Source organism: Planktothricoides sp. SR001, assembly GCF_001276715.1.
Taxonomy (GTDB): Bacteria; Cyanobacteriota; Cyanobacteriia; order Cyanobacteriales; family Laspinemataceae; genus Planktothricoides; species Planktothricoides raciborskii.
The window spans coordinates 31,536-54,736 of the sequence record NZ_LIUQ01000044.1; the positions used below are offsets into that span (position 1 = coordinate 31,536).

Here is a 23,201-nt window from a genome sequence, read left to right on the forward strand (position 1 = left end):
GGCGAATGGCCATTCGCCCCTACGACTTTTGTACGGGCGAATGGCCATTCGCCCCTACGACTTCTCCCCTGCACCCCTGCACCCCTGCACCTCTGCACCTCTGCTCCTTCCTACACGCGGGAATCCAAGGATTTATGGTGGGGAACGAAAAGTGCAATTAATTATGTTCACCTACTTAAAAATATTATTCGGGGATTCGGAGTTTTCCACTCATCAGTTCAGGGAGGAGGGTGTCGCGGGTTTTGGTTAGGGTTTGAATTTGGTTTTCATTGAGAAAATTTTTTCTATCTATAGGTGAAACAATATCTTCAAACGCTTGGATAATTTCTGTATTTGGTATTATTGATTTAAGCTCATTAAAGCTTGTTTTATTCACTGATCCAAAGACAGTTCCTTCAGATTCAAATACATCAAAAAACTTTTTAAATGACTTTAATTTATAAAGACAATAGGACTGATGATTACTACTAACAGCAGACAAACCCCGACCAATACAACATTTTTCAAAAGCAACATTAATATCACCCACTGGAGCGCGTACACTTACTAAAACATCAAATTTGTTAGCAATTCTTTTAGGTTCAGTTGTAAAAAGCCGTATTGTTGGAAACCTGAAACCAAAATCTGTTCGACCTTGGAAGAAAATCAATCCTTCTCCATTCTGATTATAACTTGAACCGACAGGAGATTGACCCATTAATATATTAAATTCATCCCCCAACTTACCGACGCGCCAACCTGCGGGGATTGCGCCTAACTCGGAAGGCTGCATCGCCCCACCGGAGGAGCGATAGGGTTGGCCGTTTTCGTTGGGAAACTCAAAGTCAATAAACCAATGCTTAAATAGCGTCTGCGCGATTTTTTCTAAGGTTTCGTTTTGTTTTCTGAGGTTTTCGATTTTATCATCTAGACAGGATAAAACGGCAGCTATTCGTTTTTGTTCTTCCCAGCTAGGCAGCACAATTTTAAGCCTTCCTAGCATTTCATTATTTAAACTTGCCCTGGTTGAGGCAGAGGACAGCGCCGTTACTTCAGCCCTAAATTTAGGCGAGCGAAAATAATAACCTGCATATTCAGGAACAATCTCAAATTTTCCATTAGGTCTTAATCGCTTAGTAAAACCATTAAATGTTGCATTTTCATAATCTTTTAATGCAACACAACTCATCCCTAACTCTTTTACTGTTTCACTCGTTCGTGTCAGAAAAACATCGCCCCGCTTTACTGAGCATCTATGTCTTTCTTTATCACTAGATTCGACAAGTTCGAGCAAGTTTTTAGGGACAAAAAAGTTATCAAAAACTGTCTTGAAGGATAAAAAAGGAAATCCAGACCCAAAATCTTGAGCAGGTTTTGATAAACCAGAGCAAATATCAAAAGCTTGATTCAGATAGACTTCCTTCCACTCACTCATAACTCAAACTCCACCTTACAAAAAAGAACCCAACCATCTAAACCCTCAAACGCTGATTATCCCACAGATTTAACCCACCGCAAACCCCGTATAAGGTCGTACCTCTGGAGGATGAAACCCCAAAACAATTTTCTCTGGGGGAATTCCTGCTCGTAACAAATCATCCGCTATCCCATCCTCTAAACCGTCCTCATGAATCCAAACTTTATCCCCCACAACCTCCAAATGAACAATACAACCATGAATCCTAGTTCCTCGTTCCCATCCCCAAGTCATAAAAAAATAGTGAGTTTTATCATCACTCACAATCAAACGACGTTGAACTTCCCCGAAACGATAGGGAAGGTCTGCATATTCCTTTAAAATTGGATAAATAATCGAATAATATTGAGCTATTGTATCCATTCCAAAATCACCTCTCTTTTCTCGTCAAACACCAACAACTTAACAAGATTTCGTCGCAAAAGTAACCGCCCAATAGGTTACTCAAAAATATCTTCATAAGCTGATTTTTTTATCGCCAGATAGAGCATTCTATTCTCTTGCTTGTCCATCATAATCTCATCATAAAGAATATATTGTCCCAGGGCTTTTTCCAGATCGTCAATCCGCGATTTACCGATAAAACTTTTAATTGTTACAGCAATTTTTTGATGATCTTTCTCCGCCGTAATTAACTTCTCTGCCCCTAAATCTACAAATAAATCTCTTTTGCCAATCGACAAAATCAAAGGATCATCAGTAATAGTCCACCCTTCCTTAATTAAAGCATTTCTCACCGCATCATGGTAAATATCCTTAGCAGGCATTAATCCCCCTCCTCAATTTTAAACCCCACCTTTGCCAACTGCCGCTTAATTTCCTCATCCAAAATTGCCCCCTCCCGCATTTGTTCCCCTAACTCTTGGGTTAACTCTGCCATCTGCTCCTCAAACAGAATCCCATCGTCCTCCTCATCAGGAATCCCCACATAACGCCCCGGAGTTAAAACAAAATTGTGCTTTTCAATCTCTGCCAACTTTGCCGACTTACAAAATCCCTTAATATCGTGATATTTGCCCCCCTTCCGTTTCCATTGATGATAAGTCTCGGCAACCTTAGCGATATCTTCATCGGAAAACGCCCGATTGCGGCGATTCACCATATACCCCAACTCCGAGGCATCGATAAATAAAACCTCTCCCCGACGTTCCCGGTTTCGATTGCCGTTTTTGCGACGACTCAGCAACCACAAACAGGCCGGAATCCCCGTATTAAAAAATAACTGGGTGGGTAACATAACAATACAATCCACTAAATCCGCCTCTACAATAGCGCGGCGAATTTCCCCCTCTCCTCCCGTATTAGAAGATAAGGACCCATTGGACAAAACAAACCCCGCGCTGCCTGTCGGTGCCAAATGATAAATAAAATGCTGTACCCAAGCAAAATTAGCATTTCCTTCTGGGGGAACTCCATACTGCCAGCGTCCATCTTTCCGCAACAGTTCCCCACTCCAATCACTATCATTAAAAGGCGGATTCGCTAAGATAAAATCAGCCTTTAAATCTGGGTGAGCATCATTGAGAAAAGACCCCTCCCCATTCCATTTAATCTGAGAGGTATCAATTCCCCGAATGGCTAAATTCATCTTACACAGTCGCCAAGTCGTCTCGTTGCTCTCCTGGCCGTAAATGGAGATATTATCCATTCGGCCTCGATGGTGCTGGACAAATTTTTCACTCCAGACGAACATTCCCCCAGACCCACAGCAAGGGTCAAACACCCGCCCCTCGTAAGGTTCGACCATCTCCACCAATAATTTCACAATACTTTCTGGGGTGTAAAACTGTCCCCCTTTCTTCCCTTCTGCGAGGGCAAATTCTCCCAGGAAATATTCATAAACGCGGCCTAATATGTCCCCTTGGCTGAGTTTTTGCGCGTTTTGGTCTAAGTCTAGGTTCAGTTGTTCGGGGGTGGCTTTGTTGTCCCTGACTAATTTAGCACTACCGATGAGGTCGATTAATCCCCCCAAGGAACTTTTATCCAGTTTCTGCTGGGCGTAGACTTTGGGTAAAATCCCTTTCAGGTGGGGGTTTTCCTGTTCAATGGCGGTCATTGCGTCATCAACTAACTTGCCGATATTCGGCTGTTTTCCCTGAGCTTGGAGAAAGAACCAACGGGCCTTTAATGGCACAAAGAATACATTCTCGGCGAGATACTCGTCTTTGTCTTCCGGATCCGCGCCTTGATACTCTCCCTCCCCTAAAATGAGTTTGTGATGCAGCACTTCAAAGGCATCCGAGATATATTTCAGGAAAATTAAGCCCAGAACAATATGCTTGTACTCTGCCGCGTCCATGTTTTTGCGGAGTTTGTCGGCAGACTTCCAGAGCTTTTGTTCTAAGGTTTCGTTGGTTTTGGGTTGAGATTGTTTTTTCGGCATCTTTTAGACGATCGCAAGGACAAAAGGCTGTAGTGAACCCTGAATAAAGGGAATTAACGGCAATATTTCCGCCTGTGGGAATCTTAACATTGCCGTAGCTGCCTTGATCAACTACCTAATTGATAATTGATAATTGATAATTAATAATTAATAATTGATAATTGATAATTGATTTACCCTACACCCTACACCCTACACCCCAAAAGCCCCACACTTCCCACACTTCGATGGCGGCTTCCCACACTTCCCACACCCCCACACCCCCACACCCCACACCCTACACCCTACACCCTACACCCTACACCCTACACCCTACACCCCAAAAGCCCCCCCTGCTCCCCTTTGCCCGGTTAGTTATAATACACAAATCCTGACTAGCTGTCACCGGGACTATGGTTCAAACTTCTATCCCCCCTTATATCCTTTATCCCGACTCCGATGGTAAGCCGATCGCGGAAAATACCCTCCAGTATCGCTTAATTGTGCGTTTAGTCACCAATCTGAAACAACTCCTGCAACAACAAGTTGCTTTTTTTGCTGAACGAGATAAAGCCCAAGAAGAACGCGATCGGGCTTTCGCCAAATTGCGGGAACTGGGAATTGATCCAGAAACCCTTTAAAAGTAGGTTCGCTATGCTTTGGTAATTAAATCGTGCCAAAGCTAAAAGTTGGGCTAAAATTAATTAATGAACATACAGAAATAAGCGTTACGCTGTCGCTAACGCACCCTACAAATTCATTAATGAACATATAGAAATTGTGGTGCGTTACTAACCAAGTGCTCACCAAACCGATCGCGCCACTAAATAAGTCTAAATAAGTCCAAATAAGTTACTTACTGCGAACAGGGCGCAACCATTGCGCCCCTATTGGCTGGCATGATCTGAAAAAACAAAAATAGCCCGTTTTTTATATATAGGTAAAACCAGGCTATTTATATCAGGATAAAACGTGGTTAGGAATGGCACCACAGAGACACAGAGGAAACTTATATATATCTTATTTGTTTTATTTTAAGACTTTTTTAAGATTTAAAATAAAACAAAATTAAATTCATTATTTTAAGAATATTATTTTGTAATAAATTATATAGTAAATATCATAATTTGCGGTTTATCAAATGATAAACAAGTATTTTTTCCAATAAAAATTAACATAAAAAATAAAAAAAAATTAAAATAAGGTACATAAACCGCCGGGGGTTACAACCCCCGGCTAATAGCGCAAGTCGGTTAAAACCGACTGTGGATTATTTTGAAACTGGTAATAATATTTACAAAAATTCATACAATTTGGGCGCTACGTCCAAGCGCCCAAATAACCATTGGAATTGTAGCAGGAGTTTTTAAAATTGGTATAAAAAAAGTGTAAAACAAGCGTCACAAAAGCTTAGAAAGAGAAAACAGCCTACCCCCAACAGAGATAGGCTGGAAAGTATCTGATTAACTAATTGGGACTAAAACCGAGGCTTTAATTAAGTCAGGACTTACGCTCTGACCCTACGGGTAGAGGGAAAATTTTTGCCCGCCCTACGGATAGTATTTAATCGCCCGATCTGCGTAAGTCCTATAAGTTTCAGAATGAAAACGTATATCTGACACAGCCAATTAGTTCTGGTCGTTACCTCTTTCCTGGTCAAAGTACCACCGAATCGGCTGACCGGCACCGGGACCAAGATTACGATAGCCGGTTAATTTATACCGCACCATATCGCCAAGAGTAATTTCAAAATAGCGAATACGTTTCTTACTGGAAAAATTTCTTGCCCGACGTAGTGGCCAATTGTCAAATATAGAGAGACCATCACTGGACTCAGGGGTGGGCGTGGGCGTGGGCGTAGGCGTTTCCGTAGGCGTGGGCGTCGGCGTTACCGTAGGTGTCGGCGTCGGCGTTGGGGTTGGCGTTACCGTAGGCGTCGGCGTCGGCGTTGGGGTTGGCGTTACCGTAGGCGTCGGGGTCGGGGTCGGGGTTGGCGTTACCGTAGGCGTCGGGGTCGGGGTCGGGGTTGGCGTTACCGTAGGCGTCGGGGTCGGGGTCGGCGTTACCGTAGGCGTTGGAGTTTCTGTCCCACCCAAGTTAGGATTAAGTGGTGACGTGGGGGTTGTGGGCGCAGGTGACACCGGAGAATTTTGTGCGTTAGCTGGAGTGGTGGATCCCACTACTGTGGAGATCGCGCCAGCAGCGGCGACTAAACCGCTGATAACCAAGTTTTTGACTGGCGCTTTTAGATTGGAGAATCGCTGTTGTTTGTTCATAGTCCAAAATCCCGCAATAAACCCAATATGGTTGGGGAGGAAACGAGGCGGGTTGATAGCGTTTCCTGTGGACATTGGTGTCGGGCTTACTTGGACATTAGATGGCCAAATAATTCGACGGATCTGGACTCATTCCCTTCGCAAGAATATAAACACTCGTTGAGAGAAAAATACCAAGAACTGAATCACCCTATCTGAATGAATAATGTTCAGATGCGGTTGTGCGATCGGTTGCCCTAGCTAGATCCCTTGGATGGCTTTGGTTGACTCTTGGATCGCGAAAGATGCACGATCGCACATCATTTCCCAGCAAATGTCATTCACCCTATCTTCATCTTCATGGGGTGCGGACAAACTTCAGGAATATTGCTTATTTTTTTGACCCAAGCATTTGGTAACTCAAAAAATCAATCTTATTTTGTCAGTAAAGCTTGATTTGGTCGGTTATTCGGAAGCTGGTGGCATCAACTAGCGATCGCTGATCGAGCGGTTTAAAATTTGTCCTATCATTACAACCTTGACAAATATTTGTTAGTTTATTTGTTAGGTTATTCGTGAGGTAAATTATTGGTTAAGTAAATTTGTCCAGAAAGGAATGACTACAGAGGTCAACCTCAAACACCAAAGGGTGGAAAGATGGTGTGCGATCGCTCAACTTAAGGCAAAACTTCCTCTGCCTAAGTTACTGAATCATTACCGAAAAATATTTAGGATATTTAGGCAAAAATTTAGGACAAACAAAATTGGCGAAAAACATTAGTTGGCGATCTCGTTTGACCTCATGCTTGCCAAAGATCATTTTTGAAATTTTCCTTAGAGGGAAAATATGTTTTGGGTAGCGATGTAGACAATGAAAGCTTTAAATGAATCTTACTTAGTCAAGAACTTAGTCAATCTAGGATTTAGTCTCCACTTATAGGGGGGGGTGGGCGATGCCCACCTAAATGGTTAATCGTTACGTTGTATTGCTTTGACAATATCTCCTGGATTTCAGGTAGTCAAAGGTACACGATTTGGTTTTCTTAAAAAGCAATGCTATAGACTAAACTAGCATTGAATCTCATCCCATCCCCGGCAGATCCGGTCACATCAATAAATGACGGCGTAAACACTAAAGGAACTTTTTTGAACGGAACCACCGATAATCCCAAGGTCAAGTCTTGACCAGTCCATTCCACAATGCCATTCACATTTTCTGACAAATTAACTGCCGCGCTGCCAAAGACATTAAACGGAGTGCCACCCCAGTCATCATTAGGGCTAAAATCATCTTCAAAACGGTAAATTCCATTCCCCAAACCTAAAGATAAGATCGCTAAACTAAAAGGTTCTTTGAGGTTAGGTTTGAGGGGCAGAAGTTTACTCGCTACTACATAGACACTTTCGCCATTATCGCTGGCGCCCGATCGCCAAGTCACAATATTTTGGGCGCCAATGCCAATGCCAAAGTTATTCGGCAGGTTACGGCTGAGTTGCAGACTCAGGGAGCCGCCCCCAGCATTATCTTGTTCTCCCAGATCGTTACTCCAGCCGGTAATTGCTACTGACGCATCTAAACCCACTGAGGTTTCCGGGTCGCCCAAGCCAATGCTGGCGGCAAAGGAAGCATCGGCTTTTCGGGTAAAACGAGTGCGGTGAACGAAGACGATCCCCGCTGAACCTGTCCGCCAGTAGCCGCCAAAACCAATCGGGGTTTGAACGCTCACGGAGGGCGCTATACCTGCTCCGCCAATTTCCCGGGTGATTTTCCGCAACTGTGCTTGAGTAAAAGAATCCAGCAATTGCAGTAAACCGAGTACCTGCGGGCCAGTGAGGATCACTTCATTGCGTCCCTGGGCTTGTAACTCTTCGAGAACCGGCAACCATTTGTTAATTTCTGCCAGTTGTGCTGGGGAAAGTTGTTGATTTTTGGCGGCTTGCAAAAAGGCAATTAGCTCATCAAGTTCTTCGATGGTTAAAATTCGACCTGGAGGCAGGTTAGGCAGGGAACCTTCTAACTGAGCAATTTGCTCAGGGGTCAAAGAATTAAGTAAGCTATTGACCCGTTCAACTTGGGATAATGAGAGTTCGATCGCCTCTTGCCCTTGGAGTGCCTGCAATTCAGTGATTAACTGTTGATTTTGCTGACTTTGATCGGCAGTTAAATCCAGTTTTTCCAATGCTTGGAGAATTGAGATTAAATCAGCCAACTCGGCGGCGGTTAACCGATAATCTGATGCCGGTAACTCAACGACCTGATTTAAGCGCTCTTCTTCTTCGGGAGTCAAAGAATTGATAATTGCCTGAATTTCTCTGGCGCGTTCTCCGGTAATTAACACCTCCGCTTGCTCCGTAGCGGCTAGTTGTTCTAGTTCAGAAATCAGAGATTGAATAAGCTGGCTTTGTTGCGGTCTGAGTCTGAGTTCTTGTATTCCTTTTAATATTGATAGGGTGCTTTGGAGTTCGGCTTGGGTGAACACCGCAACTTCTACAGACTCCTCTCCCAAGGAGGCATCGATGCGTTCGATTTCCGCTTCGGTGAGGGATTCGAGTAAGGCTTGCACTTGCTCTAACTGCTGGGAGGACAGTTCAACCTGATCCGCCCCTTGGGTTTGGAGTTGTTTAAGCTGGCGAATTAGAGTATTAATCTCTGTGGTTTGTTGGGGTCGGAGGCGTAATGCTTGAATTTGTTCTAGCACTGAGAGCAGCAGTTGGAGTTCTTCTTGGGTGTATAGCTGTCCCTGTCCCCCCTGAGCAAGCGGTTGCAGAGCCATCGGTGAGGGTGATGTTGCTGAATTATTATTTTCCAGATTATTTTCCAGATTATTTTCCAGATTATTTTCGATTTCGGAAAAGTCAGCCGACCAAACGGCGGGTTTGACCCCCTCTAATTTGTCCGCATTCGCGAGACTTACGTCTGGCCGCAAAGCGATCGCAGCACTCACACAGGTAATAAAACCAAGACGTAAAGCAAACTGATTTAAACTCACGCAAAAAGCTCCCAATGCCTAGTTGATACAAATATCAATCATATAGCCACCCTGCTTGTTTTCCCACCATAAACTTATGGCTGGAGCAATTTTATTTCTCGCCACATTTCTCGCCACAGTTATGGCAGATAATGTTCTGGCGTTGCCAGACGTTTGATGCTTATGCCTTTGTTCCCTGTTGGGAAAAATTTAACTAAAACCGGGCAAATCACTTGGAATCTCGTCGCCCAGGATACAGAAAATTCCTGGAAGCTCATCAAATTTTATTTTTTTATATATTATATCTTATGTCTGATGTATTATGTATTATGTCTTATGTATTATGTCTTATGTCTTATGTCTTATGTTTAATTTCTACATCTGTACAAATCGATCTCTAAGACTCTCTCGGTACTGGCTCCAATCATTCTCCCAATAACTTCACTTTGAGCCAAAGTGATTTTAAGTTCTAAAAAGTGAAATCTCTGATTGTTTTCTGGCTGACTGAAATCCTGTAACTGAGCCGGTATTGACTCAGTATTTTTACGAAATCACCTCGATTTAATCTGGGGGGAATCTGGCGATCGCTTGAATGCCATCAAAATTTTCCCGAAGCATCCCATATTTGCCAAAAGACTGGTTGTTACTCCTTGCTTTCCATCTCTTTCCTGTTGCGGCTATGGCTGCCGTGGGGACTGAAAACTCTTTCTTGCTTTCTGCAATCATTTTGCTTACTGCCCATTGTCAGTGCTACTGCTTATGATCTCAATCACTGGCAATAGGGATGTGCATCACTGGAGATTCATTACTTGGATTACAAGATGATGACGGAATAATCACGATGGATGAATAGCTGATATCACAGCGTTAATAACTTCCTTTTCAGATAATGGTCAAAACAAATATATTTTCCAGTGATTAAAAAAATGCTTAAAATTCAAGGTGAAATCAATAGCAAAACGGTTTTGAATTATTTACGCAATGGTCATATGATGGCGATCGCCCCTGGATCAAAGGGAGGTTTAATTCTCTGTAAACGGTATCATGCGGAGTTAGTCGGACCAGGTGCGGCGGTCGGTGGACTATTAGACATAGACTGTAGTGATTATCATTGGAAATATATCTTTTAATCAGTTATTTTCTTATCAAGAAAGTCATCAAGCATTAGATACTAGACAACAGTGGATTCAATATATGCAAGATTTAGTTAAATTTTCCGACCCTTTAATGCGATCGCAAAAAATTTTACATCTCTTGGATAATTTTTTTCAGAATGAACCAGGGACTTCTCCCCTCCCCGACGATACCTTAGCCATAGCGGGAGTCTTACCCAAAACTATCACCCTGGCTAGAAAATATCACAATGTCATGGATCCCTACGCCGCCGATGGCAAAATCCAAAAAAAAGACTCTTATGAAAATTTTGGTTGTAATTTTCTACAGTCGCCTAAAACCTCTATTAACTGATAGTATTTACCCATAAAATTTACTCAAAAATCCATCATCCTAGGGTGAGCAGACAATCTACTCGCCCTAATTATTTGACCATCGACTATACAGTTCTCAGTGAAGCCATAATTACTGTCTTGGCGTCATGGCTTAATAAAGCGGTTCATACTCATATTCTTCTCCGGCAAAGGTGTAGGAACTGCCAATTGGGGACGGAGTATCTGGCTTTTCGGGTTCCGTCTTAGGAATGTCTTGACCAAAGTCTTCGTATTGCTCAAAAGTCTCTTGAATAATTGACGATTCTTCGGAATTCGAGGCAATAATATAATCTTGGAAATTCGCCCCCATTGGGTGCTCATAATCCACAGTAGTAGCAACCAGGGCTTTGTTCGCTCCAATGCCTCTAGTTTCCGGTTGAATCAATGGGCAGAAAATCCCATGAGCATGAAACAGCGGGCTTTTTTGACCAAAGGGTTGTTGGCGAAATTCTGCATAAGCTTTTTCTAATTCCACCGTAAACCCACTGACTGCTTGTCCTCCTTTCACCATGCGGTAGGAGTTGCCAAAACTAGCCCCCGCTGCCCCACTAATACTTAAGCGTAAGGGCGATTGGTGCAGGAATTTTTTGTCCCGTCCGACAAAGAAAATGAGATGACGGGTAAAGGTTTTAAATTTGAGGCGATCGGCCATAAATTCATCATAATGATCCATGAGTCGGCCAATGGTCGCACCAGTTTCCCTATTTTTAATACAAACGGCACCCCGTCGCACAATCACCAGTCTCGGAGTGGTCGAGATATATAAATTCTCCACATCTCCAGTGCTAAATTCATGTTCTACTTCCTGCCAATTCTCATCAGGAGTAAAACCAATGGCTTCCGCATTGTCCAGTTTTATGGCCAAACCATAACTGGTCAGTCCATCAGTCCCGGCACGAGGATTGATCATCTGACACCAGGGGAGTACGTCTGAAGGGGGGGCTTGAAATTTCTCATCTTCAAAATCAAAAGTTGCAGATGACTTCATAGGTTTTGGCATAGTTGTTTATTGGTGATTTTACAGAAAACAATAAGTCCTCAAGATTCTACGTTGAGGTTCCTTGACAGACAAGTATCTTGTGGCGTCAAGAGTGCAAAACGTTGGGAAGATGATTCTATCCCATTTGCACGGGTCGGCGCATTCGGGGATTAGATTTGGGGGTTAACAAGAGAAATTATTGCCCGAATGCGTTCATCCCCTACGATGGCAGGGTCAGCCAGTGGAAGAGAAAAGATTTTTTCTATTCTCTTCTAAACTCTAAACTCTAGACTCTAAATTCTAAATTTCCCAATCGTAAATTTTAGTGAAGTGATGACAACATGATTCAAACTTGGCAATCTGTAAATACTTTGACGGGTCATTCGGCGCCAGTGCTGGGGTTGGCTTTTAGTGCCGATGGTGAGACGATCGCCAGTAGTAGTATTGATGGCACCATCCAACTCTGGAATGCCAGAACTGGGAAAGAGGGTAAAACCCCGATCGGTCACGAGGATTTTGTCAATGGGGTGGCTTTTAGTCCAGATGGTCATATTTTAGCCAGTGGTAGTACCGATAGTGAAACTTTGGGATCCGAAGACCGGGGAGGAGATCCAAACCCTGATGGGACATTCTAAACCAGTGGAAGCGGTGGCTTTTAGTGCCGATCGCGGCGATCGCCCAATTTTGGCCAGTGGGTAGGGATTCTTTGGGCTAAAACTATTAAATTATGGAATTGGCAAACCGGAGAGGCGATCGCGAAGCGGCGCGGATGCGCCATCGCTACCTTCACAGGTCATACCAAACCGATTTTATCCATTGCCATTAGTCCATATGGAGAAATATTAGCCAGTGGGTAGGGATTCTTTGGGATAAAACGATCAAACTTTGGCAGATCCAAACTGGTGAATTAATTACAACCATGACCGACCATTCTGCCCCGGTAGAATGTGTCGCTTTTAGTCCGCCCCTTATGTGGCAAAAGAAATCTGAAAAAAAAATAGCATCAGATTTTATCTTAGCCAGTGGGTAGGGATTCTTTTAGATGGTAGAATTAAAGGCAAGGAAAAACTGGGAAATTAATCCAAAGTTTTACCGATCATAATGACGGAGTTCGAGGTTTAGCCTTTAGTCCTGATGGGGAAATATTCGCCACTGCCAGTGTGGATAAAGCCGTAAAATTATGGGATTTAACGGGTAAAAATATTGCGACTATTCCCGACAATAATTATGTTTTTGCCGTGGCATTTAGTCCTGATAGTAAAATATTAGCGAGTGCCGGTGAGGATAAAACGATTCAAGTATTTCAGTTAGATTAAAACCAAGTTTAAGTCAGGGACACGGTGAAAGCATCTGTCCCTCGGTTGCCATGTCTTCTTCCGCTATAATGACAGCCATAATAGGCATAAAAGTGACATTATCTAAGCCAAAAAAGCAAAAATCTGTAGCAAAAAATACGGAATACCAGGGATAAAATTAAAATTGGGGCGACAAAAAATTTAATAATTTTATAAACAAAAAAATAGCAATTCTGTATCAAAAAATACGGAATACCAGAGATAAAATTGCTGCAATGCAAAGTCATCTATGGAGAAAATTCTATACAAAAGGGTAAAAAAGTGATTAAAAAAGTCCTCATGGTTGGGATGATCGCCCTGTGGGCAATAGTTATCCCCCTGATCGGAAATGGCTTATCCCAAGATGAACCAATGCCGGATTCCGCAATGCCGGAAGTCGTCAGTCCCGCAGAACAACCAACTGATGAGATGCCGGTGGAACAGCCAACTGATGAGATGCCGGTGGAACAGCCAGCCGATGAGATGCCGGTGGAACAACCAGCCGATGAGATGCCGGTGGAACAACCAGCAAGTGATGGGACTCCAGCACCAACCTCGACCCCCGCACCGGCTCCTATAATGGCACCCCAAGCGGCACCGGCATTAGAAACTAACGTGGACAGCAGTACGACGGCAGCCCCAGAGCCGGAAATCAACAGCGGTGATACCGCCTGGATGCTGGTTTCTACGGGGTTGGTGCTGCTGATGACACCAGGATTAGCATTTTTTTACGGCGGTTTGGTGCGATCGCGCAACGTGCTCAACACTATGATGATGAGCATGATCCTGATGGCATTAGTTGGAGTGACTTGGGTTCTCTGGGGCTACAGCCTCGCTTTTGATGTGTCGGTGCAAGCACCGGAATTTGGTAAAGGTCTGGAAGCGTTTATTGGTGGTTTGGACTGGATCGGTTTAAACAATGTCACCGCTGCAACGCCCGATCCCGTTGGCTACGCCCCCACGGTTCCCCACCAAGTTTTTATGGTTTACCAGATGATGTTTGCCATCATCACCCCGGCTTTGATTTCCGGGGCGATCGTGGAACGCATGAGTTTTAAAGCCTATTTCTGGTTCATTATTCTCTGGTCTACGTTTATTTACGCTCCCTTGGCCCACTGGGTTTGGGGAAGAGGCTGGCTAGGTGCGATCGGTGCCCTGGATTTTGCTGGCGGAACAGTGGTTCACATTAGTTCTGGGATTTCCGCCGTAGTCGCCGCTTGGATGATCGGCCCGCGCAAAGACTTTATGATCAAACCCCACGCCCCCCATAACGTGCCTTATGTTTTGTTGGGGATTGGTTTGCTCTGGTTTGGTTGGCTGGGTTTCAATGGCGGCAGCGCTTTAGCCTCCGGTTCTCTGGCCGCCGTTGCTTGTGTCACCACGATCATTTCCGCCGCCGCTGGGGGTCTGACCTGGGTAATTTTAGAATGGATACTTCGCAACAAACCAACCGCTGTGGGGATTGCTAGTGGCTTCCTGGCAGGATTGGTGGGTATTACTCCAGCCGCCGGTTACGTTCATCCCATCGGTGCGCTGCTGATTGGTTCTATTACTTCGGTTTGCTGTTTCTATGCGGTCAGTTTCCGAGCTAAATTGCAGTTTGATGACTCTTTGGATACCTATCCAGTTCACGGTGTGGGCGGGACAATCGGAGCAATTTTAACCGGGATTTTTGCCACAAAAAGTGTTAACGAATTTGGCAATAATGGCTTGCTATTTGGCAATCCTAGTTTGTTGTTGATTCAAATTTTGGGTGTTGTGGCCACCTATATTTTTGCCGCTGTTGGTACTTTTGTTATTCTCAAAATTCTGAGCATTTTTATGGAATTGCGGGTGAAATCTGCGATCGAAGACCAAGGGATGGATATCAACGAGCACGGCGAAGAAGGTTATGGTAAGGACTTTGCTTCTGGCTTGAGTGTCGATAAGACCTAGAGAAATTCCCAATCTTGGTCGGATTTTTTCGATCAACTGATGTTTCTATTCAGGGACTAGGATATAAAACCCGCGTTACAGCGGGTTTTATGTTTTATTCATATAGCCGCGAGTTTTAACCCAGTCGATTTTAGCCCGATTTGACAATTAATTGTTCAGCGGATTTGATTGCACAATAACCACAAATCAATCTTGATTCATTTTTGCCTGCATTTCATCCCGAAAACGGTCTAAATTTTTCTGAACAGCGATCGTATGAGGATGATTTTCTCCCAGAATGCGCTTAAATATCTCCAAGGTTTGCACATACAATGGTTCCGCTTGTTCATATCGCCCTTGGGAGGAGTAGAGACTTGCCAGGTTGTTTAAGGAACTCGCCACATCGGGATGATTAACTCCGAGGATGCGCTTTTTCATCTTCAAGGCTTGCAGATACAACGGTTCCGCCTCTTCATATCGCCCTTGGGAGTAGTAGAGATTTGCCAGGTTGTTTAAGGAACTCGCCACATCGGGATGATTAACTCCGAGGATGCGCTTTCTCATCTCCAAGGCTTGCACTAACAACAGTTCCGCTGATTCATATCGCCCTTGGGACTCGTAGAGACCTGCCAGGTTGTTCAAGCTATCAGCCAACTCAAGTTCTTGACCCAATTCGGTTCTCAAATACAAAGATTCCCGATAGAGTTTCTCCGCTTCATCCCAATTGCCACGATTTCGTTGGATATCTCCCAAAACTCCCCAACTGGAAGCCATCCCAGCGAGATCGCCCAATTCGGTTCTCAAATCCAAAGATTGCCGATAGAGTTTCTCCGCTTCATCCCAATGGCCACGATTTCGTTGGATATCTCCCAAAACTCCCCAACTGGAAGCCATCCCAGCGAGATCGCCCAATTCGGTTTCTATTTCCAAAGATTGCCGATAGAGTTTCTCCGCTTCGTCCCAATTGCCGCGAAATCGTTCAATATTTCCCAAACTTGCCCAACTGGAAGCCATCCTAGCGCGATCGCCCAATTCGGTTTCTATTTCCAAAGATTGCCGATAGAGTTTCTCCGCTTCGTCCCAATTGCCGCGATTTCGTTGGATATCTCCTAATTGTACCCAACTGATTGCCATGCCAGCGCGATCGCCCAGTTTTTTTTGCAAATCAATCGCCTTTTGAAAATACTCAATGGCTAAAGCTTGTTCTTGCAAATAGTCCTGACATTCCCCTCTTTCCAATCTATTTTTATACAGTTTCCCCATGCTGGCATAAAGACTACTTAAACTCGGATATTTCAGTCCTCGTTGCTGTTCCGTTTGGGTAATCAGGTGTTGCAAGTCTGCCAAAGGCAACAAAAAATCCTCTGGGTCATCAGACTCAGAAAATAAGCGAGTTTCTATGAATGGCAACATTTCCGACAGTTCTCGACTAGAAATCGCCGCTTTCGTCGTTGACTGGAAACGAAACACCCCTTTGCGCCAACTCCAAAAATCCGGGGATTTTTTGGCTAACTCTTTCTCAAGTTGGGCTGTCACCCAGAGGACAATGGAAAAAGGAAATTGGCGTAAGGCTTCGCGAGTCCATTGTAAATAGCCGAAAAATTTCTCTTGTTGCGATTTTGTATCTTCAGAACCATCGCCAAATTTCAAAAATAACAGTTTTTCTGCCCCGGTGACAGTCACCACCGCTGCCCCACCTTGACGTAAATACTCATCAGTTTCTACCACGGAAGCAACCGCTGCCCTTAAACTCGGTTCTTCCCTCGCCAATTCTACCCGATAAGCCCGAATCGTTGGCGGTAATTCTGCTTCATATTCATCGATAATTTTTTGACGCAATGCTGGGTCATCGGCAACGGCAATTAATAGATTTAACTGTCCTTGACCCGCTTCAATGGAAACCAGTAAATCATCATAATTATCTTGATTTTGTTGTGCGGGATTATTGATGGTGTCGTTAATTTCTTCATTTTCCATGATGTATTCCCTGACTCGATACCTCATTGGTGTAGGGGCGAAGCATTCGCGGCTTTATGTTTACGGGAAAAATCCTAGATGGCGGCGCGAATGCTTCGCCCCTACAGGAAAAAATCGCCATTTATTTATCAATAAATTTTTGATATTTTAAATCCTTCGCTGCTTTTGCAACGACTCAGTGACAATGGGGTGGACATCGTACCAAAGATCGTGATTGCGATATTCCAATATATACAACCCATGTAATAAGTCTAAAAATTTTTGTTCTGTGGGATTTTCCGGCATTAACTCCTTATAAGTTGTGGTGACAATTTCATATTCAGCTAATCCTAACCGTAATTCAAAATCCAGCCGTATTTTATTCACAGCTTCTGCTAATATCTGATGATTAATTTTCAGATCATCTCGGTCTGGATATCGGCGCAATAATCGCAAGCAAATCCGGCAACATTCATTAGAAATCCGAATTAACTCCCGCAATACTCCACCACTATATAAAATAATTTTTTCCGCCGTTTCTGCTTCCAGAATATCGCTGGAAATTCGTTTACTCAAGAGTTGTTTTAGCTGGTTCATTACTTCAGGTTTTGGCTTGGCATCGGCTTCTCTCCGTTCCCACTTTGCAAATAGCTTAGACACCCGCATAAACACAATCTGATCCTTGCTTGCGCTTTCAATGGTCTCTTTTAACCGCATTTCTCGCAAAGCGGAAACGGGAAGGGTAAAAATAATTGTAAAATTTGGTGAAAATAACGCCTTAATATGGTCTTGGAAAATATCCCGGACAAGTCCGAGGTCTAGTTTATCCAAGTCATCAATGATCACCAGGGGGTTTTTCCCCGAAGCACTTTTAATGATGGCGGCAATAATATTAATTTGCTCGACTAATTCAGAAGTTTTACGAATAAACTCTTGCTTAATTTCTTGGCGAATTGTGGCGTCTACTTTTAATTTTCCGGCAAGAATTTTAAACAGATTAAACCCAGCAGAAGTTTCTGTACTCAGTTGATTGGTTTCAATGCGAATTTTTCTGGCAAACCATTTTTCGATCGCCTCTTTAGTGGATTTGGGAACTGGTACATTTTGTCTGTCTGCTTCATCCATCAACTGAAGAGCGATCGCAAATAGAATATTAATATGATTCACGTCCGACATTTCAATCATGTCAGCAATCGAGAACAATACCACAAAATAATTTTCTTGCATCCGCCGGCTAAAATCAGCCAATAAGGTAGACTTGCCACAACCCCGATGTCCAGTAAAAATAATTTTACTATCTTGAATGGGACTATCCTCAACCAGTTGCTCTAATTCGATAATGGTATCTTCTTGATATTCTATGCCAAATTCTGCCAATGCTGTCGCACTTAACAGGGGTGACAAGTCAAGATTTTTGTATGCTTGCTGAAATTTTTGTAATAGTTCTTGAGACATTTTACAACTATTGATAATTTTTGGTCGCCGTAGGGAAACGACATTGCCGTGCCCTGATTTTCGGTGATATTTTTTGATTTATTTTATCACATTGATTCATCTATAGCAGTCCTAAATCAGTTGTGGAAGACCCTCACCCCCGACCCCTCTCCCAGAAAGGGAGAGGGGAGAAGACAGATGTTATAAATCATTTAGGACTGCTATATATTATAGCCGATCGCGAGCGATTAAGTTGCAAAGGACACGGCAATGCCATGTCCCTACATTTATTGGGCGACATTTACCGACCCAAGTTTCTCTTAATATCTAATTCGGGGGTCAATATAGGCATTGATAATATCAATCACGATACTGGCGATCGCGACAATTGCGGCAAAAAATACCACAATTCCCTGAACCGTGGGATAATCTCGTAAAGAAATCGCTTCATATAATTTATTCCCTAAACCAGGCCAAGAAAAAGTCACCTCAGTTAATAGGGCACCGCCTAATAATGCCGCCAAGGTCAAACCCATCACCGTAATCACGGGAATTAGGGCATTTTTCAACGCATGACTGACTAAAATTTTCCTTTCAGGAATGCCTCTGGCGCGGGCTGCTTCCACATAATCCGCTTTTAATGTTTGTTTGAGATTAACTCGGACAATCCGCTCAAAAATACCACTAATTAAAATACCCAAAGTTAAAGATGGCAAAGCCAGATAATGTAAAGTGGTAAAAAACTGACCTAAATTAAAACTTAATAAACTATCAATCGTATAAAGTCCCGTCGGCCCTTGGGGTGGAGTTTGGGCAATGGGAAAGCGAGTCCCCAAAGGAAACCAACGCAATGTCACCCCAAAGATTAACTGCATCAGCATTCCCACCCAAAACGCAGGCAAAGAGTATGTGAGAATCCCAAACAACCGTCCCCCAGCATCCCAACCCGTATTGGGACGAGAGGCAGAAAGCATTCCCACACCAATTCCCACCACCAAGGCAACCACCATGCTAAACACCGCAATTTCTAACGTAGCGGGAAAATATTGCTGAATAATTTGCCAAACGGACTGCCCGCGAGTGGTCAGGGAAGTGCCTAGGTCAAATGTCAACAAGTCACCCATATAGTTAAGGTACTGTTGCCAGAGGGGATCTCCGAGTCCCAACTGTTCTCGCAAGGCATTTTTAACCGCTTCTGGGGCTTTTGGCCCTAAAATAGCATCCACTGGATCGCCGGGAGTGGCACGAAGCAATAAAAACACTAAGGTGGTAATTGTCCATAACATCAGCGGCGCCAGCATGAGACGGATGATGATATAGGACTGGAGGGCTTTAGATCGAGACATGGGTGAGGGTTGAAGATGATTAAGAGAGTGACAGAAAAATTATAAGATAAAAGATTTTGTTGCTAGAGAGATTTGGGAAATGACAGAAACTATTAAAAATTTAGCCACTGCGAGACTGATTGAACTGTTTTCCGCCATTCAGGGAGAAGGGCTGAATGTGGGGACTCGACAGATTTTTATTAGATTTGCGATTTGTGATTTACGGTGCCATTTCTGTGATAGCGCCCATACTTGGCAGCCTTCGGATACTTGTAGGATTGAACAGACTCCGGGAAAACGAGATTTTGTGACTTATGCTAATCCGGTTACTCAGTCTCAGTTGTTGGGGTGGGTGGAACAGCAAATGTTGCCACCAGGTTTACATGACAGTATTAGTTTGACCGGCGGCGAACCGTTGTTACACGCGCCGTTTTTACAGGAATTTTTGCCGGTGGTGAAGGAAAAGACTGGTTTACCGATTTATTTGGAAACTGGGGGGCATCGTCCCCAACAGTTAAGGATGATTTTAAAGGATTTGGATTTGGTGGGGATGGATGTGAAGTTGCCTAGTGTGAGTGGGGAAAATTGCTGGGCTGCCCATGAGGAGTTTTTGCAAGTTTGTGGGGATGGGGGCGTGGAGGTTTTTGTGAAAATTATTATTTCTCAAGATACGAATCCCGATGAGTTGATTCAAGCTAGGGATTTGGTGGCGGCGCAAAGTCCAATGATTCCAGTTTTTTTGCAACCTGTGACTCCGTTGAAACCTTGGGAGATTTTGCCAGGAAAACAGGGTGAGAATTTAGATAAGTTGCAGAAAGATAAGTTACAGAAACCGATGCTGCCCCCGACTCCAGAACAGGTGCTTGAGTGGCAAGGGTTGATGAAACGCGAGTTGAAGCAGGTGCGGGTGGTGGCGCAAACTCATAAGATGATGAATCAGTTATAGATTTGTTGTTTGTTGGTTGTTGGTTGTTGGTTGTTGGTTGTTTGTTGGTGGGTCTGAATAACGAATAACGAACAACGAATAACCAACAACCAACAACAAATCACTAATGTTATCGAAAATTGATATGATGGATTGCTGCGGTGAAAATGTAGTATAATGTAGTATTAAATTTCTGTAGAAAATCAGAATTGTCATTACTACTATCGATTTTTGAGTTAAATTAAGTTGATCAGTCCCCGAAGTAGCGAAATAGCAGTAAGTCCGTTGATTCAGTCGGAAACCTTAGAACTCCTAGAATGGCCTCGCTTGTGCGAACATCTGGCCACGTTTGCCGCCACTAAGTTGGGCGCGATCGCAGCCCGTCAAATTCACATACCTACAAGTTTGGCCGAAACCGAGCAACTGTTGACGCAAACGAAGGAGGTTTACCATTTGGAAACCGCCTTGACCACCAGTTTGTCTTTTGAGGGGATTCACGATATTGGTGATTCTCTGGAAAGGGCACAGTTGCACGGGATCCTTAGCTGCGTGGAATTGTTGGCGATCGCCACCACTTTGGCGGGAATGCGTAACCTGCGCCGGGTGATTGATAGCCAACCGAGTATCCCGGTTTTGAAAGAGTTGGTGGAAGATTTACGGACTTATCCCGAACTTGAACAAGAGATTCACCATTGTATTGATGAACGGGCAGAAGTTGCCGATCGCGCTAGTCCTCAACTGGGCGCTATTCGTGGTCAACTGAAGCAAGTCCGCGATCGCATTTACCAAACGTTGCAACAGATTATGCAGCGCCAAAGTGGGGCAATTCAGCAACAGCTAATTACCCAGCGGTCCGATCGCTTTGTGATTCCGGTAAAAGCGCCCCAAAAAGATTCGATTCCCGGCATTGTTCACGATAGTTCCACCACTGGCGCCACTCTCTACATCGAACCGAATGCGATCGTGGAGATGAATAATCGGCTGCGCGTGCTATTGCGCCAAGAAAAAGCTGAGGAAGAAGCAATTCTGCGGGCTTTAACGGAAAAAGTGGCAGCGGTGAATGAAGATTTAGAGCGGTTATTGGCGATCGCCACTACCCTGGATTTAGCCACAGCCCGCGCCCGCTATAGCTACTGGCTGAAAGCAAACCCCCCTAGATTTATTGACCGCAGCGCCGCTGACTTGATTACCTTACGTCAACTGCGCCATCCGTTGCTCATTTGGCAACATCACCACGAACAAGGCCCCGCCGTGGTGCCGATTGATTTAATGATTTCGCCCCATATTCGGGTTGTCGCCATCACCGGCCCGAATACCGGGGGAAAAACTGTCACCCTGAAAACCCTGGGACTGGCGGCACTGATGACTAAAATTGGCCTCTTTATCCCCGCTAGAGAACCTGTGGAATTGCCCTGGTTTGACGAAGTGCTGGCAGATATTGGGGATGAACAGTCCCTAGAACAAAGTTTATCTACTTTTTCTGGACATATCCGCCGGATTACTCGGATTTTGGCGGCTATGAGTCAGGAAAGTTTGGTGTTGTTGGATGAAGTGGGCGCAGGGACTGACCCGTCCGAAGGCAGTGCATTGGCGATCGCCTTGTTGCAACACCTGGCAGACTATGCGGGACTGACCGTGGCAACCACGCACTATGGCGAACTCAAAGCCTTGAAATATCAGGATGAACGGTTTGAAAATGCGGCGGTAGAATTTGATGATGTGAGTCTTTCCCCCACTTATCGTCTGCTTTGGGGCATTCCGGGGCGATCGAATGCCCTGACCATTGCCAGTCGCTTGGGCTTAAGTTCAGAAATTATTGAAGTGGCGAAAACTCACGTGGCGCCGAGTGGCGGTGCGGAAATTAATCAGGTGATTGCCGGGTTGGAGTCTCAACGACGGCAACAAGAAATCAAAGCGAAAGAAGCAGCGGTATTATTAGCCCAGGCGGAAAAGTTGAATCAAGAAGTGTCTCAGGCTGCCCGGTCTTTGGAAGAACGAGAACAACTGCTGCGTCAGCAACAAGAACAAACCTTATTAAATGAGTTGGCCCAAGCGAAGGCGGAAATTGCCCAAGTGATTCGCCGTTTGCAAGAAGGGAATCAAACGGGTCAAGATGCTCAAGAAGCAACTAAGGCATTAAATGAAATTTCTGAGCAATATCTCCCGTCCCGGCAAGTCAAGGCTAAACCCAAACCCGGATATCAGCCCAAGGTGGGCGATCGCATTAGAATCCCGAAATTAGGCCAAACTGCTGAAGTTCTGGAGGTGTCCTTAGCAGATCAGGAGTTAATTGTCCGATTTGGCATTATGAAAATGACTGTGGCACTCACGGATATTGAATCCCTCAATGGGGAAAAAGTAGAACCGCCCCCAGTTAAAAATGTTGAACCAAAAATTTTAAAGGCGGCCAAAGTCACGGTTCCGGCAGCTACGGCTTCTGGATCGTCTTCTGTACCGACAATTAGAACTTCGCGGAATACCGTTGATTTGCGCGGGCGCCGAGTGGCAGACGCGGAGATGGAATTAACACAGGCGATCGCTGCCCAAGTCCCGGTGGGTGGCGCTTTGTGGATTATTCACGGCAAAGGTACAGGTAAATTACGGGAAGGAGTTCATCAAATTTTAGACCAATCTCCGCAAATTAAAAATTATGAATTAGCCAAAGATAAAGATGGTGGATCTGGTGTCACAATTGCCTATTTAAAATAATAGTTATTAGTTGTTGGGTAGGGATTCTTTGGTTGGTGGTTATTAGTCAAACAACTAACAACAGGCAACAGGCAAAAGGCAAAAGGCAACAGGCAA

Annotated in this window: 22 protein-coding genes; 10 read left to right on the forward strand and 12 right to left on the reverse strand. The window is 44.2% G+C overall.

The annotated features are described in order from the left end of the window. Positions 1-5 precede the first annotated feature (5 nt). Positions 6-161: a hypothetical protein gene (locus tag AM228_RS33250; RefSeq protein WP_156331957.1), complete on the forward strand. Its 156-nt coding sequence runs from the start codon at positions 6-8 to the stop codon at positions 159-161. A gap of 23 nt (positions 162-184) precedes the next feature. Here the strand turns inward: AM228_RS33250 and AM228_RS21465 are convergent, their stop codons facing one another. From AM228_RS21465 to AM228_RS21480, 4 genes are all read right to left on the reverse strand, one after another. Continuing rightward, positions 185-1,414: a restriction endonuclease subunit S gene (locus AM228_RS21465; RefSeq protein ID WP_054468996.1), complete on the reverse strand. Its 1,230-nt coding sequence runs from the start codon at positions 1,412-1,414 to the stop codon at positions 185-187. A gap of 69 nt (positions 1,415-1,483) precedes the next feature. Beyond that, on the reverse strand, positions 1,484-1,819 hold the full coding sequence (locus AM228_RS21470) for a XisI protein (protein ID WP_054468997.1): 336 nt from the start codon (positions 1,817-1,819) through the stop codon (positions 1,484-1,486). 77 nt (positions 1,820-1,896) lie between these two features. Next, positions 1,897-2,223, reverse strand: coding sequence for an element excision factor XisH family protein (locus AM228_RS21475; RefSeq protein ID WP_369817789.1), 327 nt, complete (start codon positions 2,221-2,223; stop codon positions 1,897-1,899). Next, positions 2,223-3,839 carry a class I SAM-dependent DNA methyltransferase gene (locus tag AM228_RS21480; RefSeq protein WP_054468998.1) on the reverse strand — a complete coding sequence of 539 codons (1,617 nt, stop codon included), beginning with the start codon at positions 3,837-3,839 and terminating at the stop codon, positions 2,223-2,225. Before AM228_RS21480 ends, AM228_RS21475 begins: the two co-directional genes overlap by 1 nt. 392 nt (positions 3,840-4,231) lie before the next feature. Here AM228_RS21480 and AM228_RS21485 point away from each other — a divergent pair, with 392 nt between their 5' ends. Beyond that, on the forward strand, positions 4,232-4,459 hold the full coding sequence (locus AM228_RS21485; protein ID WP_054468999.1) for a hypothetical protein: 228 nt from the start codon (positions 4,232-4,234) through the stop codon (positions 4,457-4,459). A 987-nt stretch (positions 4,460-5,446) separates the two neighbouring features. On the opposite strand, the gene AM228_RS34440 is transcribed toward AM228_RS21485, so the two are convergent. The 3 genes from AM228_RS34440 to AM228_RS33255 all read right to left on the reverse strand — a co-directional run bounded on the left by AM228_RS34440 (position 5,447) and on the right by AM228_RS33255 (position 9,768). Further along, entirely contained in the window at positions 5,447-6,094 is a 648-nt protein-coding gene (locus AM228_RS34440; RefSeq protein ID WP_197285358.1) for a hypothetical protein, read from the reverse strand. Positions 6,095-7,116: 1,022 nt separating this feature from the next. Beyond that, positions 7,117-9,063, reverse strand: coding sequence for a hypothetical protein (locus tag AM228_RS21495; RefSeq protein WP_054469000.1), 1,947 nt, complete (start codon positions 9,061-9,063; stop codon positions 7,117-7,119). Between the two features lie 540 nt (positions 9,064-9,603). Then, the gene (locus AM228_RS33255; protein ID WP_156331958.1) at positions 9,604-9,768 is read right to left on the reverse strand and encodes a hypothetical protein; all 165 of its coding nucleotides are present in this window, start codon (positions 9,766-9,768) and stop codon (positions 9,604-9,606) included. Between the two features lie 200 nt (positions 9,769-9,968). Between AM228_RS33255 and AM228_RS21500 the strand changes: the two genes are divergently transcribed. Then, positions 9,969-10,172, forward strand: a complete 204-nt coding sequence (locus AM228_RS21500) for a hypothetical protein (RefSeq protein WP_054469001.1) — start codon at positions 9,969-9,971, stop codon at positions 10,170-10,172. Continuing rightward, complete coding sequence (locus AM228_RS21505; protein ID WP_054469002.1) at positions 10,144-10,509, forward strand: hypothetical protein; 366 nt, start codon at positions 10,144-10,146, stop codon at positions 10,507-10,509. The genes AM228_RS21500 and AM228_RS21505 overlap by 29 nt, the downstream gene beginning before the upstream one ends. A 132-nt stretch (positions 10,510-10,641) precedes the next feature. On the opposite strand, the gene AM228_RS21510 is transcribed toward AM228_RS21505, so the two are convergent. Continuing rightward, positions 10,642-11,517 carry a DUF5895 domain-containing protein gene (locus tag AM228_RS21510; protein ID WP_054469011.1) on the reverse strand — a complete coding sequence of 292 codons (876 nt, stop codon included), beginning with the start codon at positions 11,515-11,517 and terminating at the stop codon, positions 10,642-10,644. A 332-nt stretch (positions 11,518-11,849) separates the two neighbouring features. On the opposite strand from AM228_RS21510, the gene AM228_RS21515 reads away from it, so the two are divergent. Next, positions 11,850-12,143: a WD40 repeat domain-containing protein gene (locus AM228_RS21515; RefSeq protein WP_054469003.1), complete on the forward strand. Its 294-nt coding sequence runs from the start codon at positions 11,850-11,852 to the stop codon at positions 12,141-12,143. Positions 12,144-12,163: 20 nt separating this feature from the next. Here the strand turns inward: AM228_RS21515 and AM228_RS36320 are convergent, their stop codons facing one another. Beyond that, the gene (locus AM228_RS36320; protein ID WP_255353239.1) at positions 12,164-12,286 is read right to left on the reverse strand and encodes a hypothetical protein; all 123 of its coding nucleotides are present in this window, start codon (positions 12,284-12,286) and stop codon (positions 12,164-12,166) included. Positions 12,287-12,314: 28 nt separating this feature from the next. Here AM228_RS36320 and AM228_RS36945 point away from each other — a divergent pair, with 28 nt between their 5' ends. The 3 genes from AM228_RS36945 to amt all read left to right on the forward strand — a co-directional run bounded on the left by AM228_RS36945 (position 12,315) and on the right by amt (position 14,777). Then, complete coding sequence (locus AM228_RS36945) at positions 12,315-12,365, forward strand: hypothetical protein (protein WP_354636444.1); 51 nt, start codon at positions 12,315-12,317, stop codon at positions 12,363-12,365. 222 nt (positions 12,366-12,587) lie between these two features. Continuing rightward, the gene (locus AM228_RS31180) at positions 12,588-12,824 is read left to right on the forward strand and encodes a WD40 repeat domain-containing protein (RefSeq protein WP_082348991.1); all 237 of its coding nucleotides are present in this window, start codon (positions 12,588-12,590) and stop codon (positions 12,822-12,824) included. Positions 12,825-13,124: 300 nt separating this feature from the next. Further along, positions 13,125-14,777 (forward strand): ammonium transporter, encoded by a 1,653-nt coding sequence (amt, locus tag AM228_RS21520; protein ID WP_231636895.1) that lies wholly within the window; start codon positions 13,125-13,127, stop codon positions 14,775-14,777. Positions 14,778-14,963: 186 nt separating this feature from the next. Here the strand turns inward: amt and AM228_RS21525 are convergent, their stop codons facing one another. From AM228_RS21525 to AM228_RS21535, 3 genes are all read right to left on the reverse strand, one after another. After that, positions 14,964-16,733, reverse strand: a complete 1,770-nt coding sequence (locus AM228_RS21525; RefSeq protein WP_054469004.1) for a tetratricopeptide repeat protein — start codon at positions 16,731-16,733, stop codon at positions 14,964-14,966. Positions 16,734-16,880: 147 nt separating this feature from the next. Then, complete coding sequence (locus AM228_RS21530) at positions 16,881-18,167, reverse strand: P-loop NTPase fold protein (RefSeq protein WP_054469005.1); 1,287 nt, start codon at positions 18,165-18,167, stop codon at positions 16,881-16,883. A gap of 299 nt (positions 18,168-18,466) precedes the next feature. Then, positions 18,467-19,492 (reverse strand): ABC transporter permease, encoded by a 1,026-nt coding sequence (locus AM228_RS21535; protein WP_054469006.1) that lies wholly within the window; start codon positions 19,490-19,492, stop codon positions 18,467-18,469. A 79-nt stretch (positions 19,493-19,571) separates the two neighbouring features. On the opposite strand from AM228_RS21535, the gene AM228_RS21540 reads away from it, so the two are divergent. Continuing rightward, positions 19,572-20,417, forward strand: a complete 846-nt coding sequence (locus tag AM228_RS21540) for a 7-carboxy-7-deazaguanine synthase QueE (RefSeq protein WP_054469007.1) — start codon at positions 19,572-19,574, stop codon at positions 20,415-20,417. A 264-nt stretch (positions 20,418-20,681) separates the two neighbouring features. Beyond that, positions 20,682-23,105 carry an endonuclease MutS2 gene (locus AM228_RS21545; protein ID WP_054469008.1) on the forward strand — a complete coding sequence of 808 codons (2,424 nt, stop codon included), beginning with the start codon at positions 20,682-20,684 and terminating at the stop codon, positions 23,103-23,105. Positions 23,106-23,201 lie beyond the last annotated feature (96 nt).

Coding starts and splice junctions, on each gene's coding strand:
- AM228_RS33250 (WP_156331957.1), top strand. CDS start 6: ATGGCCATTCGCCCCTACGACTTTTGTACGGGCGAATGGCCATTCGCC.
- AM228_RS21465 (WP_054468996.1), bottom strand. CDS start 1,414: ATGAGTGAGTGGAAGGAAGTCTATCTGAATCAAGCTTTTGATATTTGC.
- AM228_RS21470 (WP_054468997.1), bottom strand. CDS start 1,819: ATGGATACAATAGCTCAATATTATTCGATTATTTATCCAATTTTAAAG.
- AM228_RS21475 (WP_369817789.1), bottom strand. CDS start 2,223: ATGCCTGCTAAGGATATTTACCATGATGCGGTGAGAAATGCTTTAATT.
- AM228_RS21480 (WP_054468998.1), bottom strand. CDS start 3,839: ATGCCGAAAAAACAATCTCAACCCAAAACCAACGAAACCTTAGAACAA.
- AM228_RS21485 (WP_054468999.1), top strand. CDS start 4,232: ATGGTTCAAACTTCTATCCCCCCTTATATCCTTTATCCCGACTCCGAT.
- AM228_RS34440 (WP_197285358.1), bottom strand. CDS start 6,094: ATGAACAAACAACAGCGATTCTCCAATCTAAAAGCGCCAGTCAAAAAC.
- AM228_RS33255 (WP_156331958.1), bottom strand. CDS start 9,768: ATGATTGCAGAAAGCAAGAAAGAGTTTTCAGTCCCCACGGCAGCCATA.
- AM228_RS21500 (WP_054469001.1), top strand. CDS start 9,969: ATGCTTAAAATTCAAGGTGAAATCAATAGCAAAACGGTTTTGAATTAT.
- AM228_RS21510 (WP_054469011.1), bottom strand. CDS start 11,517: ATGAAGTCATCTGCAACTTTTGATTTTGAAGATGAGAAATTTCAAGCC.
- AM228_RS21515 (WP_054469003.1), top strand. CDS start 11,850: ATGATTCAAACTTGGCAATCTGTAAATACTTTGACGGGTCATTCGGCG.
- AM228_RS36320 (WP_255353239.1), bottom strand. CDS start 12,286: ATGGCGCATCCGCGCCGCTTCGCGATCGCCTCTCCGGTTTGCCAATTC.
- AM228_RS21525 (WP_054469004.1), bottom strand. CDS start 16,733: ATGGAAAATGAAGAAATTAACGACACCATCAATAATCCCGCACAACAA.
- AM228_RS21530 (WP_054469005.1), bottom strand. CDS start 18,167: ATGTCTCAAGAACTATTACAAAAATTTCAGCAAGCATACAAAAATCTT.
- AM228_RS21535 (WP_054469006.1), bottom strand. CDS start 19,492: ATGTCTCGATCTAAAGCCCTCCAGTCCTATATCATCATCCGTCTCATG.
- AM228_RS21540 (WP_054469007.1), top strand. CDS start 19,572: ATGACAGAAACTATTAAAAATTTAGCCACTGCGAGACTGATTGAACTG.